Raw genomic sequence first — 2,585 nt, 5'->3', positions numbered from 1 at the left:
TAATCCGAACGCTGTTCGGATTAATTTTACAATCTACCATTTACACAAGATATTTTACGCTCTCCTAATGCCCTTTGTGTCTCATACTAGTTTGTCAGAGGACAGCATTGCCCAAATTATCATTATTATCATCAGTTTATTTTCGGCAGGTATCCTAACTCGAAAGTTATTTGGCCCCATCACCTTCAACCAAGATAACTAAAGCTTTGAGGTCATTAAGTCGCGGTTAAATCGTTACTTCTTAATTACCAGCAAAAGCAAACTGTTAATGAGCAAATGAAATTTTAAATTCCCTGGCTAAAGCTTGCCGGAGTCGCCCTTAATGACTTTTGAATCGTTCCGGTCGTTGAACCCCATACTTTTTCCGGTAGCGAATAAAGGTGGTCCGTTTAATGCCGGTCGTTCTGGCGATGTCTGCGTCACTCATACCGGTTTGGTAGAGTTGAAAGGCATGCTGCAGGCGGGGATCGTCTTGGGTATATTGGGGTCTGCGACCATGATACTTGCCCTGTTGTTTGGCTAGCGCAATGCCTTGTTGCTGCCGATCAATAATCCGCTTCCGTTCACTTTCGGCTTGATACTTATAGAGTTCAATAATCAGGTTGGTCATCAGTTGCCGTAAGTTGGGATCCGCTATTCCGGTCATGGAGGGTAAGTTTAAGACGTCTAAGGTAGCACCCTTGGCTTGGATGGTGTTCATAATCTTAGTTAGGTCTTGATTATTCCGTCCCAAGCGATCTAATTCCGTGACCAGGACAATGTCCCCATCGCGAATATAGGTCAACAGCTTTTGCAGAGCCGGCCGCTGAGTATTCGCCCCACTTAGTTTATCCGTAAATAATTTATCAACGTCTTTTAAAGCCGCTAACTGTCGATCTAAATGTTGCTCCTTGGAACTCACACGCGCATAACCGATTTTAGCCATTTCCAATTCTCCTTTTGGACAGTTCTAATGAACACTTGTAATTCCTAGTATAGCACAAAAATAAAAAAGACCAATAGGGCATACCCTATTGGTCTTTTTGATCCATTATCAATGGCTTTTTAAATGGCTGTACGATAAATAGAGTTGATAGGCATTTTGCCATCAACTCTATTTTTGTATACCATTTATTAATAAAACTATTTTAGAACATCAAAAAGACACCATCCATACCTTTAGATGTTCTACCCTCTACAGCTTCACAATGAAAGGAATTTGAATGATGTCCCTAAGTAATAAGTCTATACGAAACGCTCTTGAAATGAAAGATGAGAATATTATCTTTACTGAAGACCCAAAATTTATGTTAGTTAATGGCATCAAGTCCTTAGTCTATTTTGCAATGCTAACTAAACAGATTGACCGTTGTCTTAACTGTGGCCTTGCAGGCCACTTAGTTAAGAATGGATTTAATAAAAATATGATAGTCGTTCCATCATTATCATTACGTCCAACGTATATAAGTCTGAAACGTCAAAAGTATAAATGTAAATCTTGTAACTCTATCTTTGTAGCCAAAACTAGTTATGTTTGGGAATATTGTCAAATCGCACAACCTGTTAGACAAATGATCTTATCAGAAACTGCTTTTAATACATCATTGAAGGATATCGGCAGACGTTTTAACGTCTCCGATAAGACCGTTCAACGTATCATCGATGAAGAAGCCAAGATGCACAAGAAATCACTTCCTGAACATCTTCCTAAGCACATGGCATTTGATGAATTTATGTCTACTGACAAAATGAGCTTTATTTGGTTAGATAGCGATAATCATCGTACGGGTGATATCTTGCCCAGAAGAACTTCATATCAAATCAGTAAATACTTCAGTCGATTTCCTTTGAAAGTCAGAAGACAGGTAAAAACTATTTCTTTGGATTTAAATGCCGGATACATTAATTTAGTACCAAAGTTGTTTCCAAAGGCCAAAGTCGTTGTTGATAGATTTCATATCGTTCAGATGATGAATCGTTCTCTCAATTCAACTAGAATACAGGTAATGAAACGAATGCCTAAAAGAAGTAAAGAATACTTGTTCATGAAGAGAGATTGGAAAAAATTCTTGGAATCATTCGATTCCATCGAAAAGATAAACCCTAAGTATCAGTACAGTGTTGGTTATTATGAAACGGATCTAAATTTAATCACAAAGTGTTTAGATTTGGACGAAGGTTTCGCCAAGTCCTACGAAGTATATCAAGATATTTTAAAGGCTATTAGAACAGGCAATACTGATACAATGAATCAGATACTACTCAATTATCATCCACTCAATACCGCTATGGATCAAACAATGACATCATTAAGAAAATATCGTAAACAAGTATTAAATGCACTGAAGCTTAAATATTCCAACGGATTTTTAGAGGGAATCATTGGAAGAATAAAAAAGATAAAAAGTAGTGCCTATGGATATCGTAGTTGGAACAACTTTACTGAACGTATAAATATTCAAATGTTTTGGCTTCGAGCAAGCTCATCAGCCAAATAAAAAAACAGCTAGACCATTTATGGTCTAACTGTTAACTTGAACCGCCATCAACTTGATTTGACGAACAGCCTTTTAAATTAGAGCCTAGTACTTTTGGAATGGAAATAC

The 2,585-nt window shown here is 37.4% G+C and carries 2 protein-coding genes; one reads left to right on the top strand and one right to left on the bottom strand.

Translation table 11 applies throughout. From position 1 onward, the window contains the following. Positions 1–319: 319 nt before the first annotated feature. On the bottom strand, positions 320–925 hold the full coding sequence (locus ATN92_RS12460) for a recombinase family protein (protein WP_033615032.1): 606 nt from the start codon (positions 923–925) through the stop codon (positions 320–322). A 280-nt stretch (positions 926–1,205) separates the two neighbouring features. Between ATN92_RS12460 and ATN92_RS12455 the strand changes: the two genes are divergently transcribed. Further along, complete coding sequence (locus ATN92_RS12455) at positions 1,206–2,477, top strand: ISL3 family transposase (protein WP_056950652.1); 1,272 nt, start codon at positions 1,206–1,208, stop codon at positions 2,475–2,477. Positions 2,478–2,585 lie beyond the last annotated feature (108 nt).

This window comes from Companilactobacillus bobalius, from assembly GCF_009764355.1.
The sequence above is the reverse complement of the archived record's forward strand: the minus strand, read 5'-3'. Positions and strand labels throughout refer to the sequence as shown.